Below are 23,009 nucleotides of genomic sequence, written 5' to 3' on the forward strand. Positions count from 1 at the left end.
AATAAACTGGAGATAACCATGTTTTCCTCAACCTCACCTGCAACCGTACGGTCGAAAGCGGGCGCGATACTTCGCGTCACGTCCGGCAACTTTCTTGAGCAATTCGATTTCTTTCTGTTCGGCTTCTATGCCACCTACATCGCCCACACGTTCTTCCCGGCGAGCAGTGAATTTGCGTCGCTGATGATGACCTTCGCCGTCTTCGGCGCGGGCTTTTTGATGCGTCCAATCGGGGCAATTGTGCTTGGCGCGTATATCGACAAGGTGGGGCGCAGAAAGGGGCTGATTGTCACGCTGTCCATCATGGCGGCGGGGACCTTCCTGATCGTGCTTATTCCGTCTTATCAAAGCATCGGTCTGTGGGCACCGCTGCTGGTGCTGACGGGCCGTCTGCTGCAGGGTTTTTCCGCCGGCGCGGAGCTTGGGGGCGTGTCGGTCTATCTGGCTGAAATCGCCACGCCGGGCCGCAAGGGTTTTTACACCAGCTGGCAGTCCGGTAGCCAGCAGGTCGCCATTATGGTCGCCGCCGCAATGGGCTTTGCGCTGAACGCGATGCTGGAAGAGAGCGCCATCCGCGAATGGGGCTGGCGCATCCCGTTCCTGTTCGGCTGTTTAATCGTGCCGTTTATCTTCTTCCTGCGCCGCAAGCTGGAAGAGACGGAAGAGTTCAGCGCGCGTCGCCATCATCTGGAGATGCGTCAGGTCTTTAAAACGCTGCTTGGCAACTGGCAGGTGGTGGTCGCGGGCATGCTGATGGTGGCGATGACCACCACGGCCTTTTATCTGATCACCGTTTATGCGCCCACCTTTGGCAAAAAGGTGCTAATGCTGAGCGCGTCGGACAGCCTGCTGGTCACGCTGCTGGTGGCGATCTCTAACTTCATCTGGCTGCCGGTGGGCGGTGCCCTGTCGGATCGCTTCGGGCGCAAGCCGGTGCTGATTGCCATGACCCTGCTGGCGCTGGCGACCAGCTACCCGGCCCTGACGCTGCTGGCGAGCGCGCCCAGCTTCTCGATGATGCTGAGCGTGCTGCTGTGGCTCTCCTTCCTCTACGGCCTCTATAACGGCGCAATGATCCCGGCTCTGACGGAAATTATGCCGGCTGAAGTGCGCGTGGCGGGCTTCTCGCTGGCTTACAGCCTGGCAACGGCGGTCTTTGGCGGCTTTACCCCGGTCATGTCCACCGCGCTTATTGAATACACCGGCGACAAAGCCTCGCCGGGCTACTGGATGAGCTTCGCCGCGGTATGTGCCCTGCTGGCGACGCTCTACCTCTACCGCCGCCGCGCGGTATCGCTGCAAAACACCGTCAAGTCAGAGGGGGCAGTATGAAACGCACTTATCGCTATACCACCAGCGCGCTGGTGCTGACGTTCCTGAGCGTCAATGCCTTTGCCCAGGACGTGAAGGTGATGATCTCAGGCGGTTTTAAAGCCGCCCTGGAAAAGCTGGCCCCGGAATATGAACACCGGACCGGGGATAAAATTGTGATTATCCCCGGCCCCTCAATGGGCAATACGCCGCAGGCGATCCCAAACCGACTGGCACGCGGCGAGAAGGCCGACGTGGTGATTATGGTGGGCGATGCGCTGGAGAAGCTCGAAAAGGCCAGCCAGACCCAGCCGGGTTCGCGAACGGAACTCGCGGATTCTCCCGTTGGCATGGTGGTAAAAAAAGGAGCGAAAGTACCGGATATCAGCAGCGACGCGAAACTGCGTGAAACGCTGCTGCAGGCCAGCTCCATCGCCTACTCTGACAGCGCCAGCGGCAGGTACGTCAGCCAGGCGTTATTCAAAAAGCTGGGAATAGAAAAAGAGGTGGCCGGTAAAGCGACAAAAGTCGAGCGTATTCCGGTCGCCTCAGAAGTGGCAAATGGAAAATACACCCTCGGTTTCCAGCAGGTTAGCGAGCTGTTGCCGGTTCAGGGCGTCACCTTTGTCGGGAAAATCCCTGACAATGTGCAATACATCACGCGCTTCGCAGGCGCGGTTACCCGCCATGCAGAACATCCCGGGGAGGGGAAAGCGCTGTTGACCTATCTCGCCTCACCGCCCTCAAGGGCCGTCATTACGGAGACGGGGATGATCCCCGTTACGTCCGGCGATACTGCTCGGTGATCTGCTTTTCCAGTTCAGCCGCAATATAAGACTGGATGCGCCCCCGGCGCCGGATAAGCCCCACGGTGCGTTTCACTTCCGGCGCCATCAGCGGCAGATGCGTCAACAGCGTGTGCTCTGAGGTCGGCATTGACATGGCGGGAACGGCAGCGATGCCGATCCCCGCCTCAACCATACCGAGCATCGTGGTAACGTGACGTGTTTCGCAGACGCTGGGCCGCTCGGGAACGATATCCCCCAGCATCCGGTCGAGCAGATTGCGGTTGCCTGACGTTTTATCGAGGGAGATATAATCCTGCTGGTAAAACGTCTTCCACGTCAGGTGACTCTTCTGCGCCAGGGGATGATCCTTTCTGCACGCCGCAACGTAGACATCCTCCACCAGCGGGAAAAATTCGATTTCAGACGGCAGGTTTCCTGCAAAGCAGATACCAAAATCCGCCTGGCTGCGGGCCACGGCGTCAATCACATTGCCCGCGCTGCTGTCGATGAGCTTAATGCGAACACGCGGATAGCGAGACTGAAAACGCCGGATCACGTCAGGCATAAAGTAACAGGCCGCGGAAGGTACCGTGGCAACCGTGATCAGCCCCGTCCGCTCTTCGCTGGCCTTATCGACATCCGCGAGCATTGACTCAACGCTGTCGAGCAACTGTGCGGAGCGCTCGGCAAAGTTTTGTCCGTAGAGCGTCAGCGCCACGCGGCGGGTGGTGCGATCGAACAGCCTGTTTCCCAGCGCGGCTTCCAGCTTTTCAATCCTGCGGCTCAGCGCCGACTGGGATAAACAGATAGATTCAGCGGCGACACGGAAGTTACCGTATTCCACTAACGCTCTGAAAGCATAAAGATCGTTAAGGTCAAAATTCACGGGCATAGCGTCTGGATGTCCTGTCAGGGAATACGCAACAAAGTCAAAAATAATAGCGTCTTATTGACCTGCCGCAACCGCCCAGGCGTTGAAATACCGATCAGAGGTCGTTGAGATGCAGGCGGACGTACCCCGCGCGGCCCGCAATGGCCTGCCGATCCTCTTCCGTCATGTCCGTTAGCTGTTTAAAGACAATGCCCAGGCGGGGATTGTTACCGAGACGCGCCTTATTGCGCACAAAGAAGTCCCAGTAAAGGGCATTGAAGGGGCACGCCTGCTCGCCGGTACGCTGGTTGTGTTGATACCGGCACCCCTGACAGTAATTACTCATCTTATGAATATATGACGCGCTCGAGACGTAGGGTTTACTGGCCAGTAACCCGCCATCGCCAAACTGGCTCATGCCGAGGGTGTTGGGCAGCTCCACCCACTCAAAGGCATCAATATAGACGCCCAGATACCATTCATGGACCGCCTGCGGCGACAGGCCGCTGAGCAGGCTAAAGTTTCCAATGACCATCAGGCGCTGGATATGGTGGGCGTAAGCCTCGGTGAGCGACTGCCCAACGGCATGCGCCAGGCAGCGCATCTGCGTCTTGCCCGTCCAGAACCAGTCCGGCAGCGGGGCGTGCTGGTCTAAGGCATTCAGCTCCCGATAGCCCGGCATCTGCGACCAGTAGATCCCGCGCACATACTCCCGCCAGCCGAGAATTTGTCGGATAAACCCTTCTACGGCAGGCAGCGGCGCGTGGCCCGAACGCCACGCCTGCTGGGCGGCCGCGACCACTTCCCGCGGATTAAGCATTTTAGCGTTCAGCGCGAATGAAATTAACGAGTGGAAAAGAAAAGGTTCCTCCGCGTGCATCGCGTCCTGCCAGTTTCCAAACTGCGGGAGCACGTGCGCGATAAAATCATCCAGCCTGGCTTTGGCTTCCGCACGGTTGAGCGGCCAGCGAAAATTGTCGGCCTGCGGTTCGCCGAAGGTCTTTACGCCACAGCGTTGGATCTCCGCCCATAAGGCGGAACGATCGTGGCAGGGACGCGCGTCCACCGGCGCGGGAGGCTCGCCGGACCAGCGCTTGCGGTTTTCAGCATCGAAATTCCATTTCCCCCCTTCCGGCTCGCCTTCAGAGGTTAACAGGACGCCGTGCTGACGACGCATTTCCCGATAAAAGTACTCCATTCGCCAGCTTTTGCGTGGCGCAAAGAACGCGCTGACCTGTTCCCGAGTGGTGAAAAAATGCTCGCTGCTGACGCAGGCCGTTTCAACGGAGACCGTCTTCGCCCACGCCTGCAGCTGCGTATCAAGACGCCATTCGTCGGGCTCCTGCCATATCACCCTGTCCGCGCCGTAATGCGCGACAAGCGCGTTGAGATTGTCTTCCAGCGCGCCGCGGTTTGAGCCATCGGAGAGTCGGACATACCTCACCCGATGCCCCTTCTCCTTTAACGCAGAGGCAAACGCCCGCATGGCGGCGAAGATAGCGATAACTTTCTGGGCGTGATGAAGCACATAGGCGGTTTCTGCCCGGAGTTCCAGCATCACGTAAATGACGTTCGGACTGCAGGTATCAAACCAGCTGTGATGCGGATTAAGCTGATCGCCCAGGATCAGACGCAGCTCGGTCAACGGTGGCTCCTGCGGCAACGCTCAGAACAGTATTTAACCTCATTCCAGCATTTCGCCCATTTCTTGCGCCACGTCATGGGCCGCTGGCAGTGCACACACAGCCGACTGGGCAGGTCCTGCTTGTTACCTTTGAAATCGCTCATCTTTTCAATACCGCACTGATTAATTCACCCCACCTGCGGATAAAGGCCACGACAGACTTCACAAAATGAAGGTGATGCCCGCAAACCGCTACCCACCGCTACGTACGAAATGATAGTTTATTCAGGCTGGATTTGTCGCAGTGAGCGATTTTCTGGCATCTTAACCGAACCTGACTTTCCCATTTTTGTTCAAGTGACGAGTTTGCGAGCAAAGCGATGATAAAGTGGCCCTGGAAAACGAATGAGGCTGGCCGGGATGTGGCGCTGCCATGGGATGACGCGCTTACGATCCCTGTTCTGGCTAATCTAACCCCGGATGAACAATCGAAACTGGTTCAACTGGCGGATCGTTTTTTGCAGCAAAAACGCCTGGTGCCACTGCAGGGGTTTGAACTCGATCCCCTGAAAAACGCCCGCATCGCCCTGCTGTTCTGTCTGCCGGTGCTTGCACTCGGCATTGAGTGGCTGGACGGTTTCCACGAAGTGCTTATCTATCCCGCGCCGTTCGTGGTGGATGACGAATGGCAGGACGACATCGGGCTGGTGCATAACCAGCGCGTGGTGCAGTCCGGACAAAGCTGGCAGCAAGGGCCGATAATCCTCAACTGGCTCGATATTCAGGACTCGTTCGACGCCTCCGGTTTTAATCTGATTATCCATGAGGTGGCGCACAAACTGGATACCCGCAACGGCGATCGCGCCAGCGGCGTTCCGCTGATCCCGCTTCGCGAGGTCGCGGGCTGGGAGCACGACCTGCACGCGGCGATGGATAACATCCAGGATGAAATAGACCTTGTGGGCGAGAGCGCGGCCAGCATTGACGCCTATGCGGCAACCGACCCCGCTGAGTGCTTTGCGGTGCTCTCCGAGTATTTCTTCAGCGCGCCAGAGCTCTTCGCGCCCCGTTTCCCGGCTCTGTGGCAACGTTTCTGCCAGTTTTATCAGCAGGATCCGCTCCAGCGCCTGCGGCAGAATGAGGGGTCTGGCGGGCATTCCTCCCGCCAGGTCCATTAAGCTTTTTCAGCAGGGGTACGCTCAGTTGACCATACCCCTATGCTCAGGGCTAAAAACAGCACTGCCATTCCCCATGCGGCCACCATTAAAGCCTGCTCCCCGTAAAAGCGCGTCACGACCGGCACCAGCAGTGCGCTGACGCCGTAGCCTAACGTGTGGCTAGTGGCGATGACGCCCGCGCCTTTCCCCGTGGTCAGCCGATCGTTCAGCAGAAGCTGGTAGCCCGGCGTGGCCATCGCCGCCCCGAGTGACGTGATAACAATCCCCACGTAGAACAACATCAAACCGGCAACAGACATCAGCCCAAGCCCTGCCACCATCAGCACCGCCGCGATGCAGAGCAATGTCACCGGGCTGAAATGCTGCGGGCGGACCACCAGAAACTGTGCCGCGAGCGTGGCCAGCGCGGCCAGGCTCAGCAGGAGCGCGACATGATGGCTGATCTCCCGGGCGTTACCGCCCAGCAATGGGCTAAGATGCGGTGACAGGCCAATCTGCATCAGGCTCACCAGCGCCGCCAGCAGCAGCGCCAGCAGCAGGAACGGCAGCATGGAGGCCTGCAGGCGGGTTGCCTGGAGGGCTACCGGCGGCAGCGGCGGGTCAGCGACTTCGCGAAGCACCAGCAGCAGAGCGAGAAGCGGTGCAACCGCCATCAGCCAGAGCGGCGCCACCGGATTAACGCTGAGCATCAGCGCCGCCAGCGGTGGGCCGAGCAAACGCCCGCAGCTGAGGCCGGAGCTGATCGTCGCCAGCGCCGCCATTCTTTTCTCCAGTCCCGCACGCTGAATCGCCCACGTCTGGGCCGCAGGCACCAGCCCCGAGACCGTCAGTCCGTAGAGCAGGCGCGAGAATATAAGCCCCGCCAGCCCCCAGACCGTATCCAGCCTTCCGGCCGCCATCGCCCAGACCACCAGCGCCATCACAACAAAACTGGCCAGATAGCCGCTTAGTGAGGCCAGCATGACGGACTTACACCCCTTCCGCTCGCTCTGACGCCCCCACCAGGGTGATGCCGGTAAAAAGAGCATGGATCCAAACATCAACAGCCCGGCCCAGACCGAGAGTGACAGCCCGGTCAGGGTGACCAGCTGCGGGAGCATCACCAGCAAACCGTTTTGCCCGATGCCCAGTAAACCCGCAGATAGCGCCAGGGGCCAGTTAGCTTTTGAGGTGACGTTTTCCGTCAAGGTTTCAGAGTCAGCGCGCATGAGAATGTGAACATAGTGTCAATAAATGTGTGGAAATTATGAAGTTTATGAAAACAAATATTGCAAAAATGGTTGCGACTGTAAACAGAATGAATATCATAACGAGAATTATTATCAATCATGGAATGAGGTACATCTATGCGTGCTCTGCTCCGCGCCGCCGGTACAGACGTTGCAGCCCAGTGTTTTTTAAACGCCCTGTTGCGCGAAACGAAGGACTGGCGCTATCACTCCGCTACCAATGCGGATGCGCTATCTGAGATCCATATCCCGCTTTCCCAAACCCAGGCGCTTCGGGTGCCGGTACGCTATTTCTCTCCCACCCAGCATCATCAGTACCGTTTCCCGGCAACGCTTATTCAGAGCAACAGCGACCGCAGTGACGCCGTCAAATTCTCTCAACTGGTTGATTTAATTCTTGAAAAACCGTCCGTAAAAGGCTCGCTGGATGCCGATACGCTGGCGCGTTTTAAGCAGCGCGTTCTCGAAAGCCATGTCCATACCTGGCAGGCGATTGATTTACGCCACCGCTGGGCAACCCTGCGCGATAAGCCGCTGACGTTTGCCGACGCGGAACAGGCGCTGCTGGTCGGCCATGCGTTTCATCCGGCACCGAAGTCGCACGAGCCGTTCAACGAAACCGAGGCGCGTCGCTACCTGCCTGATTTCGCCTCCCGCTTCCCGCTGCGCTGGTTTGCCGTTGAGAGCACGCTCGTTGCCGGCGACAGCCTGAACGTCTCCCTGCGTGAACGTCTGCTGCGCTTTGCGGCCCAGAGCGCGCCCGAGCTGCTCGGCCACTTCACCGATACCCGTTGGCTGCTGCCGATGCACCCGTGGCAGGCCGACTATCTGCTGGAGCAGGACTGGTGCCAGCGTCTGGCGGAAAACGGTTCACTGCAGGATCTGGGTGAAGCGGGCGCACAGTGGCTGCCCACCAGCTCCTCCCGCTCGCTGTACAGCGAGACCAACAGCGACATGATTAAGTTCTCCCTCAGCGTGCGCCTGACCAACTCCGTGCGCACGCTGTCTGTGAAAGAGGTGAAGCGCGGCATGCGTCTGGCGCGTCTGGCAAAAACGGAACGCTGGCAGGAATTACAGGCGCGCTACCCGACCATGCGTGTGATGCAGGAAGACGGCTGGGCGGGACTGCGCGATGACAGCGGCGTCATTCAGGAAGAGAGCCTGATGGCCCTGCGCGTTAATCTGCTGTTCGATACGCCAGCCACCCAGACCAACGTGCTGGTGAGCCTGACGCAGGCCGCGCCGGACGGCGGTGACAGCCTGCTCGCTGCGGCGGTGCGCCGTCTGAGCCAGCGTCTTGATTTACCGCTCGCTCAGGCCGCCCGCTGCTGGCTGGACGCCTACTGCGACCGCGTATTGCTTCCGCTGTTCAGCGCCGAAGCGGACTACGGTCTGGTCCTGCTGGCGCACCAGCAAAATATCCTCGTTGAGATGCAGCAGGATTTCCCGGTCGGGCTGATCTATCGCGACTGCCAGGGCAGCGCGTGGACCGAAAGCGCCGACGCGTGGCTGAAAGAAGCTGGCGAAACTGAGGTGGAAAACCGCTTTGGCGAGAGCCAGCTGCTGCGCTACTTCCCTTACTACCTGCTGCTGAACTCTACCCTTGCCGTTACCGCCGCCCTTGCTGCCGCCGGTTTTGACAGCGAGGAGAGCCTGATGTCCCGGGTGCGCGACGCGCTGGCGGAACTGCGCCGCACGGCGAAGCAGACCCGCTGCCTCGACTACGTGCTCGACAGCCCGACCTGGAACTGCAAAGGCAACTTCTTCTGCTACTTGCACGATCGCAATGAAAACACCATCGCCGATCCGGCGGTGATCTATTTCGACTTTAGTAACCCGTTCTACAAGGAGAAGGCGTGATGGCTATCGCGAATATCGTCCATTCCGGCTACGGCTTTCGCTGCACCGCAACGGATCGCACCCTGCCGCTGGCGTTGGGTCTCGACGGCAGCGCGGTGCTGGAGCGTCTGAAGGGGATCCCGGACGGCTGGTTGATGGAAGCCCTGGATCAGCTTTTTGTGGCCGCCCCCGCGCTGACCGGCATTACGTTGCCGTGGGCGGAATGGCAGGATGAACCCCAGGCGCAGGCGCTGTTTGGCCTGGCCCACGGTGATTATCTGGCGCGCAATGCCTTCTGGCAATTGCCGCTGTGGCTGAAAGGCGAACGGCATCAGGCGAGCGGCGGAATGCAGTTTGACGAGAGCCGTCAGCTGTATTTCCCGCTGCGCCCTCACCGCCCGCAGGGCGAAGTGTATCGCCGTTACGATCCGCAAATTAAGCGCACCCTCAGCTTCCGCGTGGCCGACGTGGCGCTGGACGGCGAGCGCTTTACCCAATGGATGAACAACCCGCGCGTGAACGCCTTCTGGGAGATGGCGGGCCCGCAGGCCGAGCAGGAAAACTACCTGCGCCGTCAGCTCGACTCGACCTACTGCTACCCGGTTATCGGCTGCTTCGACGACCAGCCGTTCGGCTATTTTGAACTCTACTGGGCGGCGGAAGACCGCATTGGCCGCCACTACCGCTGGCAGCCGTTTGACCGCGGGCTGCACATGCTGGTGGGCGAAGAGAACTGGCGCGGTGCGCAGTATATCCGCAGCTGGCTGCGCGGTCTGAGCCACTATCTGTATCTGGATGAACCGCGCACCACGCGGATTGTTGCCGAGCCACGCTTCGACAACCAGCGCCTGTTCCGCCATCTGGACTCTGCTGGTTTCGACACGGTCAAAGAGTTCGACTTCCCGCACAAGCGCTCGCGTCTCATCATGAGCCAGCGTCACCGCTTCTTCAGCGAGGTGGGCCTGTGAACGCGCTCTGGGAAAAAGTGAACCGCGAGATGGTGGCGAAGATCCTCGCCGAGCTGGAGTATGAACGCACCCTGCGCGCCGAGCCGCTTGCGTCTGACGCCTGGCGCATCACCATGGGCAACGAGTCCTGGCAGTTTTGCGCCACGCGCGGGATCTGGGGCTGGTTGCATATCGACCCGGACAGCCTGACCACCGCCAGCGGTGCCGCCGTGGAGGCGGAGCGCGCGCTGCTGCAGCTGGCGAAGGTGCTGGAGATGAGCGACGCGCAGACGGCGGAGCACATGGAAGATCTCTACGCCACGCTGCGTGGCGACATACAGCTGCTGCAGGCGCGTGAAGCGCTGGACGCGGACGCGCTGATCCACCTCGATCCGGACGAATTACAGTGCCTGATGCGCGGTCACCCGAAGTTTATTTTCAACAAAGGCCGCCGCGGCTGGGGTCTGGACGCGCTGCGTCAGTACGCGCCTGAGTATCGCGGACGTTTTCGTCTGCACTGGGTTGCCGTTCAGCGGGAGCATCTGGTCTGGAGCAGCGACGTCGATTGTGATATCAGCGCCCTGCTGGCCAGCGCCATGGACAACGCCGAGCGCGCCCGCTTTGACGCCCGCTGGCAGGCGCTGGGTCTCGACGAGAGCTGGCTGCCGGTGCCGCTGCACCCGTGGCAATGGCAGCAGAAGATCGCCATTCATTTCCTGGCGCAGCTGGCGCGCGGTGAGATGGTTGAGCTGGGCGAGTTTGGCGATGAGTACCTGGCGCAGCAGTCCCTGCGCACGCTCACCAACGCCAGCCGTAGCGCGCCGTTTGACATCAAGCTCCCGCTGACGATCTACAACACCTCCTGCTATCGCGGTATTCCGGGCAAATACATTGCCGCCGGGCCGCTGGCCTCGCGCTGGCTGCAGCAGCAGTTCGCCAGCGACGCCACGCTTGCCCGCTCTGGCGCGCAGGTGCTGGGTGAGCCCGCTGCTGGATACCTGTCGCACCCGGGCTATGCGGCGCTGCCGAAAGCGCCCTATCGCTATCAGGAGATGCTGGGCGTGATCTGGCGCGAGAACCCGTCCTGCTATCTGCAGGACGGCGAACAGGCGGTGCTCCTGGCTGCGCTAATGGAAACCGACAACGCCGGGTGTGCGCTGATCGACGCGTGGATCAGCCGCTCCGGGTTAAGCGCCGAGGCATGGCTGGAAAAGCTGTTTGAGGCATCGGTGATCCCGTTCTATCACCTGCTCTGCCGCTACGGCGTGGCGCTGATCGCCCACGGCCAGAACGTGACGCTGGTGATGAAGGACTATATCCCGCAGCGCATCCTGCTGAAGGATTTTCAGGGCGATATGCGCCTGGTGGATGAAGATTTCCCGCAGGCCCAGAGCCTGCCGGAACAGGTGAAGGCCGTTACGGCACGCCTGAGCGCGGATTACATCATTCACGATCTGCAAACCGGCAACTTTGTGACGGTGCTGCGTTTTATCTCACGCCTCACGCTGCAAAGCGGCGTCAGCGAAACGCGTTTCTATCAGATCCTCGCCGGAGTTCTGCACCGCTATATGGCCGCGCACCCCGAGCTTGCCGACCGCTTCGCGAAGTTCGACCTGTTTAAGCCGCATATTATTCGCGTGATCCTCAACCCGGTCAAACTGACCTTCTCCGAACACGACGGCGGTAGCCGCATGCTGCCGAACTACGTCACCGACCTTGATAACCCTCTTTTTCTGGCCTCCCGGGAGTCAGCGCAATGAAAACCTATGATTTCATCGGCATTGGTATCGGCCCGTTTAACCTCAGCATCGCCGCGCTGGCGGAAGGGCTGGACGGCTTTAGCTCGCTGTTTCTTGAGCGCAAACCGCACTTTTCCTGGCACCCGGGGATGATGGTGCCGGACTGCCACATGCAGACCAGCTTCCTGAAGGATCTGGTCAGCGCCGTGGAGCCGACCAACCGCCACAGCTTCCTGAACTACCTGGTGCAGCGTAAAAAGTTCTACCGCTTCCTGACCACCGAACAGCGCACCGTTTCGCGGGAAGAGTTTGCCGATTACCTGTGCTGGGCGGCGGACAACCTCACCAACCTCGCCTTCAGCCAGCAGGTGCAGCAGGTGAGCTTTGATGAGAAAAGCGGCCTGTTTGAGGTAGTAACCCAACGCGATCGCTTCCTGGCGCGCCACGTCTGCGTGGGGATCGGTAAGCAGATCAACCTGCCGGACTGCGTCACTACGCAGGACGATAGCTGCTTCCACGCCAGCGAGATGATGCTGCGCACGCCGGATCTTACGGGCAAGCGCGTTACCGTCGTCGGCGGCGGCCAGAGCGGTGCCGACCTGTTCCTGAATATTTTCCGTGGCGAATGGGGCCAGCCGCTGAGCCTGAACTGGGTATCGCGCCGCAACAACTACAACGCGCTGGATGAAGCCGCCTTTGCTAACGAGTATTTCACGCCGGAGTACGTGGACAGCTTCTCCACGCTCGGTGAAGAGGCGCGTCGTCAGATGCTGCACGAGCAGAAGATGACCTCCGACGGCATCACCACCGAGTCACTGCTGGCGATTTACCGCGCGATGTATCACCGCTTCGAAGTGCTGCGTGAAAAACCCTGGGCGCACCTGATGCCGTCCCGCTCGGTGACAGCCCTGACGCGCCTGGAAAACGGCCAGCGCCTGAGCACACAGCATCACCTCGACGGCGGGCGAGAGCAGCTGGAGAGCGACGTGACGATCTTTGCCACCGGCTATCGCGCCGTGCAGCCGGCGTTCCTCGCGCCGTTGTCTCACCGCCTGCATCTGGATACGGACGAAGCCTTCTGCATCAACAATGATTTCACCCTCGAATGGGACGGTCCGCAAAGCAACCGCCTGTTTGCCGTGAATGCCGGGATGCACCGTCTCGGCATTGCCGAACCCCAGCTCAGTCTGATGGCCTGGCGCGCGGCGCGCATTCTGAATCGCGCGCACGCTGACGAGCCGTTTGAGCTGGCTACCACCCCTGGCGTTATCCACTGGCGAAGCACCACCAGCCCGGAGAACAGTCAGGTTGTTAAATCATTAGCAAAAACCACCGAGTACTGACACACACAATCAGGGTCAACATAACAATGAAACGTTCTCATCTTTGGGTTTTAAATCCTTGCTTGCTTGCATTGCTTTCTACCTCTGCGTGGGCGGAAGAACAAAAGGAAGAAAATATCGTGGTCTCCGCCAGCCGTGCGCACCGCAGCGTGGCGGAGATGGCGCAGACCACCTGGGTCATTGAGCGGGCTGAAATTGAGCAGCAGGTTCAGGGCGGGAAAGAGATTAAAGAAGTGCTGGCACAGCTGATCCCGGGTATGGACGTCAGCAGCCAGGGACGTACCAACTACGGCATGAACCTGCGCGGTCGCTCCATGATGGTAATGGTGGACGGCGTGCGCCTGAACTCGTCCCGCAGCGACAGCCGCCAGCTCGACTCTATCGATCCGTTCAACATTGACCGTATCGAAGTCATCTCCGGCGCCACGTCACTCTACGGCGGCGGCAGCACCGGTGGTCTGGTGAACATCGTTACCAAAAAGGGCCAGCCTGAGACTGAAGTCGAGTTCCAGACAGGTGCTAAAAGCGGGTTTAACAGCCACAACGACCATGATGAGAACGTATCGGCAGCGGTCAGCGGCGGCAACGATAACGCTTCCGGTCGTCTGTCGGTGTCGTATCAGCGCTACGGCGGCTGGTATGATGGCAACGGCGACGAGGTGATTATTGATAACACCCAGACCGGCTTACAGTATTCCGACCGTATCGATGTGATGGGCACAGGCACCCTCAATATTGACGATCACCAGCAGCTGCAGCTGACCACTCAGTACTACAAGAGCGAGTCCGACGGCAAGCATGGTCTGTATCTCGGGAAGAACTTCTCGGCGGTCACGGGGGATGCGACCGCGTACAACAAAGGTAACCTCGATTCTGACCGCGTGCCGGGTACCGAGCGCCATCTGATCAACCTGCAGTACTCCAATACCGATTTCTGGGGCCAGGATCTGGTCGCGCAGATTTACTATCGCGACGAGAGCCTGACCTACTATCCGTTCCCGACCCTGACCAAAGGCGTGGTCAGCAGCATCGGCGCGTCGCAGCAGAAAACTGATTTCTACGGCGGCAAGCTGACGCTGAACAGCAAGCCGGTGGACGATTTAACGCTGACCTGGGGTATGGATGCCGACCACGAAACCTTCGACGCCAACCAGCAGTTCTTTAACCTGAGCAAAGCTGCAGCGAGCGGCGGCATGGAGCTGGATAACGCCTACAACGTGGGCCGCTACCCGGGCTACAGCATCACCAACCTCGCCCCGTTCCTGCAGGCCAGCTACGATATTGACGCCATCACCCTGAGCGGCGGCGTGCGCTACCAGTACACCGAGAACAAGGTAGACGATTTTGTCGGTTACACCCAGCAGCAGGCCATCGCTACCGGGAAAGCCACCTCCGCCGACGCGGTGCCGGGTGGGAAAACCGATTACAACAACTTCCTGTTTAACGCCGGGATCCTTGGTCGCCTGACCGAACAGCAGCAGGTGTGGTTTAATTTCTCCCAGGGCTTCGAAATTCCGGACCTGGCGAAGTACTACGGCTCCGGGACCTATCAGCTCAGCAACGGTCACTATCGCCTGCTGAACAGCGTCAACGTGAATGACTCGAAGCTGGACGGTATCAAGGTCAACGCTTATGAGCTGGGCTGGCGCTACACCGGGGATAATCTGCGCACGCAGGTTGCGGCGTATTACTCGCTCTCGGATAAAACCATCACCATTAACAAGACGGATATGACCATCAACCTGGAAGACGACAAGCGTCGTATCTACGGGGTGGAAGGTCAGGTGGACTATTTCTTCACCAACAGCGACTGGAGCACGGGCGCGAACTTTAACGCCATTAAGTCTGAAACCCGCGAAAACGGGAAATGGGAGAAGCTGACGGTCGACAGCGCCAGCCCGTCAAAAGCCAGCGCGTGGGTCAACTGGGCGCCGGGCGACTGGACCCTGCGCGTACAGAGCACGCAGACCTTTGACGTCTCTGACGCCGACGGCAAGAAGATCGATGGCTACAACACGGTCGACTTCCTGGGCAGCTACGCCCTGCCGGTGGGTAAAGTCAGCTTCAGCGTGGAAAACCTGCTGGACAAAGACTACACCACCGCCTGGGGCCAGCGCGCGCCGGGGCTGTATAGCCCAACCTACGGTGCACCGGGTCTTTATACCTACAAAGGCCGCGGACGGACGTTTGGTCTGAACTACTCCGTTCTGTTCTAATCCTGCGCGCCGCCTGCGGGCGGCGCAATTTGCTGTGTAATTTCGAAGCAAATTTACTATAAAATCAGCGATTTGCTGAAATTGTCGGCAAACGAACGAAAAGTGCGTTTTCACCCTTTGACAAGGCGTAGTGAGGTCGCTACTATGCGCCTCGTTCACACGATTCCTCTGTAGTTCAGTCGGTAGAACGGCGGACTGTTAATCCGTATGTCACTGGTTCGAGTCCAGTCAGAGGAGCCAAATTTGAAAAGCCTGCTTTTGAAGCAGGCTTTTTGCTTTTCTGGGTCGGGTAAAATTGTCGGGTGGCGGCTTCGCCTTACCCGACCTACGGGACCGTAGGCACGGTAAGCGCAGCGCCACCGGGCAATAAACCGCTGCTTTCATCAATTTACCTCTGTTTTATCTTTCAACTGGCGGAAAGACCCGTAGGGGTCAGTGCAGCCGGGCAATCACCTTTATCTCAAACTGGAATCCGTACAGCCACGTCACGCCGATCCCCGTCAACGTAGGGTAAGGCGCTTCCCCCCAATATTCTGGCAGGATACTCCAGATAACGTCGAGGTTTGACGCGGGATCGACGACAAAGAGGGTCACGTCAACCACGTCACTGAACGTGCAGCCCGCAGCCGCGAGGACAGTATTAAGATTATCGAAAGCCAGCCTGACCTGCGCTTTCAGATCGGGTTCAGGCGAACCATCCTCCCGGCTACCCACCTGCCCCGAAACAAACAGGAAGCCGTTAGATTTGATGGCGGGTGAATACCGATTGAGCTCATAAAGCGCCTGGCGTCCCAAGGGAAAAACGGCTTCGCGTGTTGTCATATTTGTACCTTTGTAATGAGGCGAAATCTGCCCGGTGAACATACAGACACTTTACAGGTGCAGGTTCTGGCGGATAAACAAGCGACTTTGTCCATCATTGTTTGTAATATCCAAACAATCGGTGAAAAGAGAGGACAAGTGATGGATCGTTTCGATGCGATGCGCGCCTTTGCTCGCGTGGTGGAGGCAGGCAGTTTTACAAAGGCTGCCCAAACGCTTCATATGAGCAAAACTACAGTGACGCAGCTCATTCAGCATCTGGAAGCGCGCCTGCGCGTCAAGCTGCTCCATCGCACCACCCGCAGGCTCGGCGTCACTCCCGATGGCGCGATCTACTACGAGCGCGTCATCCGCCTGTTGGCGGATATGGAAGATGCTGAAAACAGCCTGTCCAGTGCGACGATGCTCCCCAGGGGACGCCTGCGGATAGATGTGCCCACGCCTCTCGCCCGCCTGGTGCTGGTGCCCGCGCTGCCAGCTTTTCACGCACGCTATCCTGATATTCAATTCGACCTGGGCGTGAGTGACCGGGTGGTGGATCTGATCGGCGACAACGTGGATTGCGTCCTGCGCGGTGGCGAAATCAACGACCAGTCCCTGATCGCGCGCCATGTCGGCGATTTGCAAATCGGTGTTTACGTCGCACCGAGCTATGTGGAACGCCTTGGCGCCCCTGCGCATCCGCGTGAGCTGGAAAACACCGACCATCGCATAGTGGGATTCTTATCCTCACGCACCGGTAAGATTGATCCTCTGGTACTGCACAGAGAGAGTGAACATATTGAAATCAAGGGCAGCTATGTGCTTGCCGTGGATGATGGCAATGCTTACCTCGAAGCTGGGTTAGCCGGGATAGGCGTGATTGCGCTGCCGGTCTATATGGCGGCAGCGCATCAGGCTGCTGGCTCTTTGATTCCGCTATTTGAAGACTGGCGTATTAACCCAATGCCCCTGTACCTGGCGTTTCCGCCGAACCGCCATGTCAACGCCAGACTGCGCGTTTTTATTGATTGGATCGTTGAATTGATGCAGCAGCATGTCCCCACTACCACCAATAAGTAACGACATCTATTCGCTCATCACCGCCGATTGACGGTTATTCTGGAGGTTTTGAAGCCTGCTTTTCTGCCCTACAGCACAAACTCATAGTGCGAGCCATCTGGCAGCTCAACATCAAGCCGCAGCTTTCCGCCCGCAGCCTCAACGTAACGCTTGAGAGAAGAGAGTTTCAAATCGCGCCCGGGCTTTTCCATTACCGCAACGGTAGGCTGTCTGATACCCAGAGCCTGTGCCATCTCTACTTGCGTTTTTTGTACTTTCTCACGTAACTCAGCCAGATGAATATTGAGCAAAATATCCGTTGCTATTGCCTGAGCGCTGGCGACAACTTCAGGCTTTTCATCCGCTATAAGCTGCTCAAGGGTTCTTCCCATCGCGCTATTCCCTCTCTTTTAATGTATTCAGCCAGTGAGTGAATTCCCGATCAGCAACGAGAAGCATCTCATCGTAGAATCGCCTTTCATTACCGACCTTATTGCCAGCACAAAGCATGATGCCAGTACGGTTTGGGTCGAAGGCGAAAAACGCCCGTAATGGATCACCCTTACTTTGAATACGTAGCTCTTTCATGTTGCTGTGACGAGAGCCTTTAAGCGTATCAGCGTAGGGTCTCGATAAACCCGGCCCCTTCTCTCGCAAAACAAGCAGTGCTGCAAGTACGCTGGCGCGATCCGTATCGTCAAGCGAAGTGAACCAGCGATCAAACCTGTCCGTCATGTTAATTGCCCACACAAGGCCTCCCATCAAATATAGATCAAAGACTATATACATGCAAAGCTATAGCAATGATTATGCAGAGATGGAAAAGAAGATTCTTGTGGGTTACGGGAATACTGAATGCGTGTAGGAGTAATTCTGTGTATCTCTTATCGGATATTCATTTTGTTACGAGCAGCATCGAAAAAACTCAGGATCCGGTCAACTGCTTCCAGGCCGCCACTTCCTCCTCCAGCCATGCCTTAAAGAGTGTCACCTCCGGCTTCGCCTCCGTTGACTGCGCCGTTACCAACCAGTAAGGCCAGGGATATGGTGCGGTGATGGAGGTTAGCTGGACCAGTTCACCTCGGGTGATGGCATCCTGAACCAGAGAGCGGCGCTCCAGCGCGATGCCTTCTCCAAGCCGGACGGCTTCGATAATTAAATTCGAGTCGTTAACGCATAAACCGCCAGGCACGATCTCTTTCTCAAGACCCGCATTCATGCACCATGCTTTCCACGACTCCATGGAGAAAATAATATGACTCTTTGCAATCTCCGCTGGCGTAGCGGGCAGCACGCCCCCGTTATAGCCCGGTGCGGCCACCACAATAAGCTCATCGGAAAAAAGATAATGGCTTTCACTCTCTTCCCAGTTTCCCTGCCCCATCCGTATCGCGATATCTATCCCTTCCTGCTGCAGGCTGGTGACCGTCAGGCTGGCCTGGATCCGCAGGGTAATAAGCGGATATTTCGCCCGAAAACGAGCCAGACGCGGTAATAACCAGTGGCATCCAAATGACGGCACCATCGCCAGCGTCAACTCCTGCTTTCTCGGCTTCACCTGTACGAGTCGGGTAGCATCCGCGATGTGGTTCAACGCTTCGCGTACCTGTAAGGCATAGAGCCGCCCTTCTTCGTTGATCTGCACTCCTCGCCCCTGACGGATAAACAGCTTTACGCCCACCATCTCCTCCAGCGTTTTGATCTGCTGGCTGATAGCGGAATGGGTAACGTGGAGTTCTTTCGCCGCCAGCGTCACGCTGCCAAGACGGGCGACGGCTTCAAAGCTTCGCAAACTGGCAATGGGTGGAAAATCCGACATGAAAGCACTTCCTTATCTGCGCTGGATATACAGCGGCAACCTGATCATATGTCAGTAATACTAACCCTTACGGTAAGATACTGAAGATATTCACCATGCAAATTGTATTGTAATGTCGGGTCATCCTTTTCAATGACGCGTTCTTTCACAGAGACAGGAAAACGGGAAAGATGATTAAGCTTGTTGGCATGATGGATTCACCTTATGTACGGCGCGTGGCGATCTCCCTTGAGCTTTATGGCGTTGAGTTTGAAAGCCAGCCGCTGTCAGTCTTTAGCACCTTCGACGCGTTCTCCCGGATCAACCCCGCGGTAAAAGCCCCGACGCTGGTTCTGGATAACGGAATACGTCTGATGGATTCCTCGCTGATACTGAATTATTTTGAGGCTCAGGCCGCCCCTGAGCGCAGACTCTTGCCTGTCGATCCGGATGCGCTGGCAAACGATCTCCAGACGCTGGGCTTTATCCTCGCCGCTGCGGAGAAAGCCGTGCAAAATGTGTATGAACACAACCTGCGCCCGGTTGAGAAGCAGCATGATGCATGGGTCGAACGCATTACAACCCAACTGCTGGCGGCCTGCAGGGAATGGAATAGATTACTGCAGGCGCGTCCGGTCACCACAGTGCCCAATCAGGTGGCCATTACCAGCACGGTTGTCTGGACGTTTATGCAGTCGATGATCCCGCACGTCGTTAGTGCAGCGGAGTTTAGCGCGATCCAGTCGCTTGCCGAATCATTCGAATCACAGGCGGTCTTTAGAAAATACCCATTCAGCTAAGTGGCGAGCCCGGTAAGCACTCGCTACCGGGCAAACCCGCACCTAAATCTGATAATCAATCGCCACTTCTTCCGGCTCCATCACCTGGCGTTTAATCTCATCCACCGACAGCCCGGCGTTGCAGAGCTCGATAAAGCGCCACACATAGTTGCGCTGCAGCTGTCCGCGCTTCAGGCCGAGCCAGACGGTGTTGGCGTCAAACAGATGACGCGTGTCAAGACGCACCAGGTTCCCGTCTTCGCGTTCTCCACTGGACTGTTCCGCCACCAGGCCAATGCCCAGCCCCAGCTCGACGTAGGTTTTGATCACGTCAGAATCCTGCGCACTCAGCACGATGTCCGGCGTTAATCCTTTACGGTTGAAAGCTTCATCAATACGCGAGCGTCCGGTGATCCCCTGGCGGTAGGTAATGAGTGGCCATTTCGCAATGTCTTCCAGCGTCAGGGGAGAAACCTGATTCAGCGGATGATCGACCGGAAGTAATAAGCTGTGGTACCAGCGGAACCAGGGGAAAGCCACCAGCAGCGGATCGTTGCTCAGGCGTTCGCTGGCAATGCCGATATCCGCCCCACCGTTTTGCAGCAGCACTTCAATTTCCTGCGGCGTGCCCTGGATAAGCTCCAGACGGACGTCAGGGAAAAGTTCGCGGAACGCTTTAATCACCGGCGGCAGGCTGTAGCGCGCCTGGGTGTGGGTGGTGGCGATGGTGAGCACGCCCGAGGCGTCATTGGTGAAGAGATCCGCCAGGCGACGCACGTTGCTGGCCTCGTTGAGGATCCGCTCAGCGATGGTGAGCAAAGCCTTACCCGGCTCCGTCATGCCGAGCAGCCGCTTGCCGCGACGGATAAAGATCTCTATGCCCAGTTCCTCTTCCAGCTCGCGGATATGGCGGCTGACGCCGGACTGAGAGGTATAAAGCATATTGGCGACCTCGGTCAGGTTGTAGTCCCGCCTGGCCGCCTCACGGATAATTTTAAGTTGCTGGAAATTCACGATTCACTCCGGCGCATCTGACATAGCTCTATTGTTAGAGTCAGCCGTGCTGCAGAACAAATAATAAAAACCAGCATCTTATGCTTTTATGGAATATCAGCTCACGAGCTGGAGTTCACGGTTCTCAAGCGATGGCTTGCTGACCAGCGACATCAAAATCTCTTTTACCGCCTGCGCCTGTGGCGACAGCGAACCGCGTGCGGACATGTTCAGCGACAGCGGCAGGCTCATGGAAGGTGTGGTGATCCGCGCCATCCAGCCGTTTGCCGCACTGCACAGCGAGCGTGCTGCGGACTCCGGCAGAACGGTCACCCCCATGCCGCTGGCAATGGCTGCGGTCAGCGTGGAGATCGAGTCGATTTCGCCGATGATTTTGGCCGTCAGGCGGCGCAGGGAGAACGCTTCGTCCACGCGCACGCGCACGGCGCTGTAGTCGCGCGGCAGATAGAGGTTCATTTCTGCCACGGCGGTAAGGTCGACGCTCTGGCCCGGGCAGTCGCGGGTGCCCACGAGGTAGAGATCTTCTTTCAGCAGCGGCTGGCTGGTGATCCCGGCAACCGGGGAGCGATCGTAAAGGACCGCCATGTCCAGCTGGCCACTGAGCAGTTTATCATTCAGGACAGAACCGCTGTTTTCGTGCAGATAGACCAGCACTTCAGGCAGCTCAGCGCGGACGGCCTGCAGCAACGGCATGGTAATGGACGATGCCGCCGTTCCCGGCGCCAGCCCGATGGACACGTGCCCGCTCAGGGTCTGCCCCACGTTATTCACCGCCAGTTGCGCCTGTTCACACTGGCGAAGAATGGTGCGCGCATGGGTATACAGGATCTTACCGGCTTCCGTGGGCGTGACGCCGCGTTTGGTGCGGATCAACAGCTGCTGATCCATCTCGCCTTCCAGAGTAGCCACCTGCTGGCTCAGCGCAGGCTGCGCGATATGCAGCACTTCTGCCGCTTGAGTCAGGCTGCCGATATCGACGATTTTTACGAAGTATTTCAGTCGTCTTAAGTTCATTTTGCCCCCTGTTCGAAATGCTGTGCCGGAACCGGCTGTCGTTGTTGAACAGGTTTTGCAATATGAATGCCACTTTTACCAGGCGGTCTGAATTGGGCGCTAAGCGCCTGAAAATAAGGAAACCTAATCATGGAGGGGGGTTTTATTACCGAAACAGCAGTTTATGATCTGCCCCATTAGAGGTATACCCGCACCAAAGCGGTGCATTCCGCTGTCAAAAACATCACTTTGCCGATTTTGTCAGCAAACGATCAAAAGGCGGCGATCCACCCTTTGACAAGGTGAACGCAGGTCGATAATATGCGCCCCGTTCACACGATTCCTCTGTAGTTCAGTCGGTAGAACGGCGGACTGTTAATCCGTATGTCACTGGTTCGAGTCCAGTCAGAGGAGCCAAATTTGAAAAGCCTGCTTTTAAAGCAGGCTTTTTGCTTTTCTGCGTCGGGTAAAATTGTCGGGTGGCGGCTTCGCCTTACCCGACCTACGGGACTGTAGGCCCGGTAAGCGCAGCTCCACCGGGCAACACAGCCTCAATAAGCAAGCTTCACCGGCATCCCTGACCGCCGTTCCAGTTCGGCTCCCGCCCCCTCGTTTATCAACTGCGTCCGCTGCGCGGCTGACATTGGCAGAGGCACTTTCCGGGTCGATTCAAACTCCGCGCGATTACGTGATAATGGCTCGTGAACCTCCACCCAGCGGCTGCCGTCCGGTTCCGTGGTGACTTTAACGGGCCTATCGATAAGCTGTACGCGGGTTCCAACGGGGACATTATCGAAAAGGTATTTGATGTCGTTACTGCGCAGACGAATACAGCCCTGGCTCACCCGCAGTCCAATGCCGAAATTCGAGTTTGTGCCGTGTATGGCATACAGCCTGCCAATATAGATCGCATACAGCCCCATCGGGTTATCCGGTCCGGCGGGCACGAAGGCAGGCAGCGTTTTCCCCTCTGCCGCATAGGCACGGCGCGTATTCGGCGTCGGAGACCAGGTTGGCCCCACCTGCTTACGTTCAACCGCCGTTACCCAGTTACGCGGGGTTTCGCGCCCGGCCTGACCGATGCCGATGGGCAGCACTTCAACGGTATTGCTGCCCGGTGGATAATAGTAGAGACGCATTTCCGCCACGTTAACGACAATCCCCTCGCGGACGGTGTCGGGCAAAATCAGCTGCTGGGGAATCACCAGCCGGGTGCCGGATTTGGGCAAGAAAGGATCCACCCCCGGGTTCGCTTCCAGCATATTGCTTAGCCCCTGCCCGTACTGCGCGGCAAAGGCCTCAAGCGGTAACGTATTGCGCTCGGGAACGGTGATGATAATCGGGGTTCCCACCAGACGACTGCCTTCCGGCGGTAAGGTATAGGTTACGGCAAACGCGCCGGGTACAGCGGCACACAGCGTAAGGACGAACCAGGTAAATCGCATCATAATTTCCTGTGCTCAAAAAAGAGAAAGCC

Annotated in this window: 21 protein-coding genes and 2 tRNA genes; 12 read left to right on the plus strand and 11 right to left on the minus strand. The window is 58.0% G+C overall.

Features of this window, described 5'->3' with window-relative positions; all coding sequences use genetic code 11:
• Nucleotides 1-18 precede the first annotated feature (18 nt).
• Both LJA86_RS10230 and LJA86_RS10235 read left to right on the plus strand, forming a co-directional pair.
• Entirely contained in the window at nucleotides 19-1,332 is a 1,314-nt protein-coding gene (locus LJA86_RS10230) for an MFS transporter (RefSeq protein WP_048223899.1), read from the plus strand.
• A complete protein-coding gene (locus LJA86_RS10235) occupies nucleotides 1,329-2,117 on the plus strand; it encodes a substrate-binding domain-containing protein (RefSeq protein ID WP_229226093.1) in 789 nt (262 codons plus the stop codon). The genes LJA86_RS10230 and LJA86_RS10235 overlap by 4 nt, the downstream gene beginning before the upstream one ends.
• On the opposite strand, the gene LJA86_RS10240 is transcribed toward LJA86_RS10235, so the two are convergent.
• The 3 genes from LJA86_RS10240 to LJA86_RS10250 form a co-directional block, all read right to left on the minus strand.
• Entirely contained in the window at nucleotides 2,092-2,991 is a 900-nt protein-coding gene (locus tag LJA86_RS10240; RefSeq protein ID WP_045908141.1) for a LysR family transcriptional regulator, read from the minus strand. The genes LJA86_RS10235 and LJA86_RS10240 overlap by 26 nt on opposite strands.
• A gap of 94 nt (nucleotides 2,992-3,085) precedes the next feature.
• Nucleotides 3,086-4,615, minus strand: a complete 1,530-nt coding sequence (locus LJA86_RS10245) for a cryptochrome/photolyase family protein (RefSeq protein WP_229226094.1) — start codon at nucleotides 4,613-4,615, stop codon at nucleotides 3,086-3,088.
• Entirely contained in the window at nucleotides 4,612-4,758 is a 147-nt protein-coding gene (locus LJA86_RS10250) for a DUF2256 domain-containing protein (protein ID WP_071530926.1), read from the minus strand. The genes LJA86_RS10245 and LJA86_RS10250 overlap by 4 nt, the downstream gene beginning before the upstream one ends.
• A gap of 216 nt (nucleotides 4,759-4,974) precedes the next feature.
• Between LJA86_RS10250 and mtfA the strand changes: the two genes are divergently transcribed.
• Nucleotides 4,975-5,772 carry a DgsA anti-repressor MtfA gene (mtfA, locus tag LJA86_RS10255; RefSeq protein ID WP_223539213.1) on the plus strand — a complete coding sequence of 266 codons (798 nt, stop codon included), beginning with the start codon at nucleotides 4,975-4,977 and terminating at the stop codon, nucleotides 5,770-5,772.
• Here mtfA and LJA86_RS10260 read toward each other — a convergent pair.
• The gene (locus LJA86_RS10260) at nucleotides 5,769-6,980 is read right to left on the minus strand and encodes an MFS transporter (RefSeq protein WP_229226095.1); all 1,212 of its coding nucleotides are present in this window, start codon (nucleotides 6,978-6,980) and stop codon (nucleotides 5,769-5,771) included. The genes mtfA and LJA86_RS10260 overlap by 4 nt on opposite strands.
• A gap of 138 nt (nucleotides 6,981-7,118) precedes the next feature.
• Here LJA86_RS10260 and LJA86_RS10265 point away from each other — a divergent pair, with 138 nt between their 5' ends.
• The 6 genes from LJA86_RS10265 to LJA86_RS10290 all read left to right on the plus strand — a co-directional run bounded on the left by LJA86_RS10265 (nucleotide 7,119) and on the right by LJA86_RS10290 (nucleotide 15,325).
• Nucleotides 7,119-8,861 carry an IucA/IucC family protein gene (locus tag LJA86_RS10265; RefSeq protein ID WP_229226096.1) on the plus strand — a complete coding sequence of 581 codons (1,743 nt, stop codon included), beginning with the start codon at nucleotides 7,119-7,121 and terminating at the stop codon, nucleotides 8,859-8,861.
• Nucleotides 8,861-9,808, plus strand: a complete 948-nt coding sequence (locus LJA86_RS10270; RefSeq protein ID WP_229226097.1) for a GNAT family N-acetyltransferase — start codon at nucleotides 8,861-8,863, stop codon at nucleotides 9,806-9,808. Before LJA86_RS10265 ends, LJA86_RS10270 begins: the two co-directional genes overlap by 1 nt.
• The gene (gene iucC, locus LJA86_RS10275) at nucleotides 9,805-11,547 is read left to right on the plus strand and encodes an aerobactin synthase IucC (RefSeq protein ID WP_324254937.1); all 1,743 of its coding nucleotides are present in this window, start codon (nucleotides 9,805-9,807) and stop codon (nucleotides 11,545-11,547) included. Before LJA86_RS10270 ends, iucC begins: the two co-directional genes overlap by 4 nt.
• On the plus strand, nucleotides 11,544-12,869 hold the full coding sequence (locus LJA86_RS10280) for a lysine N(6)-hydroxylase/L-ornithine N(5)-oxygenase family protein (protein ID WP_229226098.1): 1,326 nt from the start codon (nucleotides 11,544-11,546) through the stop codon (nucleotides 12,867-12,869). The genes iucC and LJA86_RS10280 overlap by 4 nt, the downstream gene beginning before the upstream one ends.
• 26 nt (nucleotides 12,870-12,895) lie before the next feature.
• Nucleotides 12,896-15,085: a TonB-dependent siderophore receptor gene (locus LJA86_RS10285; RefSeq protein WP_229226099.1), complete on the plus strand. Its 2,190-nt coding sequence runs from the start codon at nucleotides 12,896-12,898 to the stop codon at nucleotides 15,083-15,085.
• A 164-nt stretch (nucleotides 15,086-15,249) separates the two neighbouring features.
• Nucleotides 15,250-15,325 (plus strand) — tRNA-Asn (locus LJA86_RS10290).
• A gap of 192 nt (nucleotides 15,326-15,517) precedes the next feature.
• On the opposite strand, the gene LJA86_RS10295 is transcribed toward LJA86_RS10290, so the two are convergent.
• The gene (locus LJA86_RS10295) at nucleotides 15,518-15,907 is read right to left on the minus strand and encodes a RidA family protein (protein ID WP_229226100.1); all 390 of its coding nucleotides are present in this window, start codon (nucleotides 15,905-15,907) and stop codon (nucleotides 15,518-15,520) included.
• Between the two features lie 141 nt (nucleotides 15,908-16,048).
• On the opposite strand from LJA86_RS10295, the gene LJA86_RS10300 reads away from it, so the two are divergent.
• Nucleotides 16,049-16,969: a LysR family transcriptional regulator gene (locus LJA86_RS10300; RefSeq protein ID WP_229226101.1), complete on the plus strand. Its 921-nt coding sequence runs from the start codon at nucleotides 16,049-16,051 to the stop codon at nucleotides 16,967-16,969.
• A 68-nt stretch (nucleotides 16,970-17,037) separates the two neighbouring features.
• On the opposite strand, the gene LJA86_RS10305 is transcribed toward LJA86_RS10300, so the two are convergent.
• The 3 genes from LJA86_RS10305 to LJA86_RS10315 form a co-directional block, all read right to left on the minus strand.
• Nucleotides 17,038-17,340 carry an XRE family transcriptional regulator gene (locus tag LJA86_RS10305; protein WP_029741460.1) on the minus strand — a complete coding sequence of 101 codons (303 nt, stop codon included), beginning with the start codon at nucleotides 17,338-17,340 and terminating at the stop codon, nucleotides 17,038-17,040.
• A gap of 4 nt (nucleotides 17,341-17,344) precedes the next feature.
• The gene (locus LJA86_RS10310) at nucleotides 17,345-17,698 is read right to left on the minus strand and encodes a type II toxin-antitoxin system RelE/ParE family toxin (protein WP_229226102.1); all 354 of its coding nucleotides are present in this window, start codon (nucleotides 17,696-17,698) and stop codon (nucleotides 17,345-17,347) included.
• A 175-nt stretch (nucleotides 17,699-17,873) separates the two neighbouring features.
• Nucleotides 17,874-18,767, minus strand: a complete 894-nt coding sequence (locus tag LJA86_RS10315; RefSeq protein ID WP_229226103.1) for a LysR substrate-binding domain-containing protein — start codon at nucleotides 18,765-18,767, stop codon at nucleotides 17,874-17,876.
• A gap of 170 nt (nucleotides 18,768-18,937) precedes the next feature.
• Between LJA86_RS10315 and LJA86_RS10320 the strand changes: the two genes are divergently transcribed.
• Nucleotides 18,938-19,546, plus strand: a complete 609-nt coding sequence (locus LJA86_RS10320) for a glutathione S-transferase family protein (protein ID WP_229226104.1) — start codon at nucleotides 18,938-18,940, stop codon at nucleotides 19,544-19,546.
• Nucleotides 19,547-19,588: 42 nt separating this feature from the next.
• On the opposite strand, the gene cbl is transcribed toward LJA86_RS10320, so the two are convergent.
• A complete protein-coding gene (gene cbl / locus LJA86_RS10325; RefSeq protein ID WP_028013741.1) occupies nucleotides 19,589-20,539 on the minus strand; it encodes an HTH-type transcriptional regulator Cbl in 951 nt (316 codons plus the stop codon).
• A 96-nt stretch (nucleotides 20,540-20,635) separates the two neighbouring features.
• Nucleotides 20,636-21,553 carry a nitrogen assimilation transcriptional regulator NAC gene (gene nac / locus LJA86_RS10330; protein ID WP_045908128.1) on the minus strand — a complete coding sequence of 306 codons (918 nt, stop codon included), beginning with the start codon at nucleotides 21,551-21,553 and terminating at the stop codon, nucleotides 20,636-20,638.
• Between the two features lie 320 nt (nucleotides 21,554-21,873).
• On the opposite strand from nac, the gene LJA86_RS10335 reads away from it, so the two are divergent.
• A tRNA-Asn gene (locus LJA86_RS10335) sits at nucleotides 21,874-21,949 on the plus strand.
• Nucleotides 21,950-22,083: 134 nt separating this feature from the next.
• Here LJA86_RS10335 and ldtA read toward each other — a convergent pair.
• Entirely contained in the window at nucleotides 22,084-22,980 is an 897-nt protein-coding gene (gene ldtA, locus LJA86_RS10340) for a L,D-transpeptidase (RefSeq protein WP_229226105.1), read from the minus strand.
• Between the last annotated feature and the right edge of the window lie 29 nt (nucleotides 22,981-23,009).

It is taken from the genome of Enterobacter sp. TCD1-1, from assembly GCF_020567405.1.
In the GTDB taxonomy this organism is placed as follows: Bacteria; Pseudomonadota; Gammaproteobacteria; order Enterobacterales; family Enterobacteriaceae; genus Enterobacter; species Enterobacter quasiroggenkampii.

Excerpts from the sequence above, each read along its gene's own strand:
- LJA86_RS10230 (WP_048223899.1), top strand. The coding sequence starts at position 19 with ATGTTTTCCTCAACCTCACCTGCAACCGTACGGTCGAAAGCGGGCGCG.
- LJA86_RS10235 (WP_229226093.1), top strand. The coding sequence starts at position 1,329 with ATGAAACGCACTTATCGCTATACCACCAGCGCGCTGGTGCTGACGTTC.
- LJA86_RS10240 (WP_045908141.1), bottom strand. The coding sequence starts at position 2,991 with ATGCCCGTGAATTTTGACCTTAACGATCTTTATGCTTTCAGAGCGTTA.
- LJA86_RS10250 (WP_071530926.1), bottom strand. The coding sequence starts at position 4,758 with ATGAGCGATTTCAAAGGTAACAAGCAGGACCTGCCCAGTCGGCTGTGT.
- mtfA (WP_223539213.1), top strand. The coding sequence starts at position 4,975 with ATGATAAAGTGGCCCTGGAAAACGAATGAGGCTGGCCGGGATGTGGCG.
- LJA86_RS10260 (WP_229226095.1), bottom strand. The coding sequence starts at position 6,980 with ATGCGCGCTGACTCTGAAACCTTGACGGAAAACGTCACCTCAAAAGCT.
- LJA86_RS10265 (WP_229226096.1), top strand. The coding sequence starts at position 7,119 with ATGCGTGCTCTGCTCCGCGCCGCCGGTACAGACGTTGCAGCCCAGTGT.
- LJA86_RS10270 (WP_229226097.1), top strand. The coding sequence starts at position 8,861 with ATGGCTATCGCGAATATCGTCCATTCCGGCTACGGCTTTCGCTGCACC.
- LJA86_RS10280 (WP_229226098.1), top strand. The coding sequence starts at position 11,544 with ATGAAAACCTATGATTTCATCGGCATTGGTATCGGCCCGTTTAACCTC.
- LJA86_RS10285 (WP_229226099.1), top strand. The coding sequence starts at position 12,896 with ATGAAACGTTCTCATCTTTGGGTTTTAAATCCTTGCTTGCTTGCATTG.
- LJA86_RS10295 (WP_229226100.1), bottom strand. The coding sequence starts at position 15,907 with ATGACAACACGCGAAGCCGTTTTTCCCTTGGGACGCCAGGCGCTTTAT.
- LJA86_RS10300 (WP_229226101.1), top strand. The coding sequence starts at position 16,049 with ATGGATCGTTTCGATGCGATGCGCGCCTTTGCTCGCGTGGTGGAGGCA.
- LJA86_RS10305 (WP_029741460.1), bottom strand. The coding sequence starts at position 17,340 with ATGGGAAGAACCCTTGAGCAGCTTATAGCGGATGAAAAGCCTGAAGTT.
- LJA86_RS10315 (WP_229226103.1), bottom strand. The coding sequence starts at position 18,767 with ATGTCGGATTTTCCACCCATTGCCAGTTTGCGAAGCTTTGAAGCCGTC.
- LJA86_RS10320 (WP_229226104.1), top strand. The coding sequence starts at position 18,938 with ATGATTAAGCTTGTTGGCATGATGGATTCACCTTATGTACGGCGCGTG.
- nac (WP_045908128.1), bottom strand. The coding sequence starts at position 21,553 with ATGAACTTAAGACGACTGAAATACTTCGTAAAAATCGTCGATATCGGC.
- ldtA (WP_229226105.1), bottom strand. The coding sequence starts at position 22,980 with ATGATGCGATTTACCTGGTTCGTCCTTACGCTGTGTGCCGCTGTACCC.